Here is a 2,403-nt window from a genome sequence, read left to right as displayed (position 1 = left end):
GGACCACCCTCGGCGATCACCTCACCCAACGGACGGTCCAGCACCGCGTCGAACGCCCCACACACCTCGGCGAACACCTCACCGAACACCGGATAGGCAGCGGCGAGTTCCCCACCCATCCCGGCCCGCTGCGCCCCCTGACCCGCGAACACGAACGCGGTGGTGCGGTTGTCGCGGGCGCGGCCGGTCTCCACGTGGGCGGCGATCCGGTCCGCCGCCAACGCGGTCAGTCCGTCGGCGAGTTCGGCCCGGTCGGTGCCGACGACGACCGCCCGGTGCGGCAGCGCCGCCCGGCCGGTGGCGAGGGAGTAGGCGGTGCCGAGGAGGTCGGTGTCGTCCCGCAGCCAGTCCGCGAGCCGTGCGGCCTGGGCGCGCAGTGCGGCCTCGGAGCGCGCCGACACCAGCCAGGGCACGGCGGGCAGTTCGGCCGAGGCCGCCGGTTCGGTGTCCTCCGGTGCTTCTTCCAGCACCACGTGCGCGTTGGTGCCGGACACCCCGAACGACGAGACACCCGCCCGACGCGGGTGGTCCTGCCGCACCCACTCGCGCTCCTCGGTCAGCAGCTCGACCGCACCGGCGGTCCAGTCGACGTGGGGCGACGGCTCGTCGACGTGGAGCGTGCGGGGGAGCGTCCCGTGCCGCATCGCCTCCACCATCTTGATCACTCCGGCCACACCGGCGGCGGCCTGCGCGTGGCCGATGTTGGACTTGACCGAGCCCAGCCACAGCGGCGCCTGACGCTCCTGGCCGTACGTCGCGAGGAGTGCCTGCGCCTCGATCGGGTCGCCCAGCCGGGTGCCCGTGCCGTGCGCCTCCACGGCGTCCACGTCGGCGGGCGCGAGCCCGGCACCGGCGAGGGCCTGCCGGATCACCCGCTGCTGCGAGGGACCGTTCGGCGCCGTCAGACCGTTCGACGCACCGTCCTGGTTCACCGCCGAACCCCGCACCACGGCCAGCACCTTGTGCCCGTTGCGGCGGGCGTCCGACAGGCGCTCCACGAGCAGCATGCCGACACCCTCCGACCAGCTGGCTCCGTCGGCCGCCGCGGCGAAGGACTTGCAGCGGCCGTCGGGGGCGAGGCCGCGCTGCCGGGAGAACTCCACGAACGTGCCCGGGGTCGCCATCACGGAGACACCGCCGGCCAGGGCGAGGTCGCACTCCCCCGACCGCAGTGCCTGGATCGCCCAGTGCAGGGCGACCAGGGACGAGGAGCAGGCGGTGTCGACGGTGACCGCGGGGCCTTCCAGACCCAGGGTGTAGGAGATGCGGCCGGAGGCGACACTGCCGGAGTTGCCCATGCCCAGATAGCCTTCGAGGCCGTCGGGGGTGGTGCCGAGCCGGGCCGCGTAGTCGTGGTACATCAGGCCGGCGAAGACGCCGGTGGCGCTGCCGCGCAGCGCGGTCGGGTCGATGCCGGCGCGTTCGATCGCCTCCCAGGACGCCTCCAGCAGCAGTCGCTGCTGCGGGTCCATGGCGAGCGCCTCGCGCGGGCTGATCCCGAAGAACTCGGCGTCGAAGCCGGCGGCGTCGTGCAGGAACCCGCCTTCGCGGGCGTAGCTCGTGCCCGTGTGATCGGGGTCGGCGTGGTAGAGGGCGTCGAGGTCCCAGCCGCGGTCCTCCGGGAAGGGGGAGATGGTGTCCCGGCCCTCGGCGACGACGCGCCACAGGTCCTCGGGCGAGGCCACTCCGCCGGGGTAGCGGCAGGCCATGCCGACGATCGCGATCGGCTCGTCCGCGCGCAGGGCGGTGGGGGCGGTCCGGGAGGCGCCGGCCGCGGTGCCGAGCAGCTCGGCGAGGATGTGCCGGGTCAGTGCGGCCGGGTTCGGGTGGTCGAACACGGTGGTGGTGGGCAGGCGGAGGCCCGTCACCGTGCCGAGGCGGTTGCGGAGGTCGACGGCGGTCAGGGAGTCGAAGCCGAGTTCGAGGAAGGCCCGGTCCTCGGCGATGGCGGCGGCCGAGTCGTGTCCGAGGACGGCGGCGGCCTGGCCGCGGACCAGGTCGAGCACGGTCCGCGTCCGTTCGGCGGGGGTCTGGGCGGCGAGGCGGTCGCGCAGGGTAGCGGCGTCGCCGGCTCGTGCCGTGCGACGGGCCGCGGTGCCCGCGAGGCTCCGCAGGAGGGCGGGCATACGGGTGCCCTGGGCGCGGAACGCCGTGAGGTCCAGGCGCGCGGCGACGGTCAGCGGTGCCTGGGCGGCGCAGGCGGCGTCGAACAGTTCCAGGCCCCGGTCGACGGGGAGCGGCAGGATGCCGCCGCGTGCCAGGCGCGCGGTGTCGGCGCCGGAGGTCATGGCGCTCGCCGGTGCCCACAGGCCCCAGGCGATGGAGGTGGCGGGCAGTCCCCGGGCCCGCCGGTGCTCGGCGAGCGCGTCCAACGCGGCGTTCGCCGCCGCGTACCCGCCCTGC

1 protein-coding gene is annotated in these 2,403 nt (G+C 75.2%); it reads right to left on the bottom strand.

The window, feature by feature from the left end; translation table 11 throughout:
- The coding region (locus tag ACZ7KF_RS41500; RefSeq protein ID WP_471087899.1) for a type I polyketide synthase at positions 1 to 2,403 on the bottom strand (2,403 nt) is incomplete at both ends.

Source organism: Streptomyces sp. NPDC038200, assembly GCF_055600785.1.
Note: the sequence above shows the minus strand (reverse complement) of the source record. Positions and strands in the feature narration are given on the sequence as shown.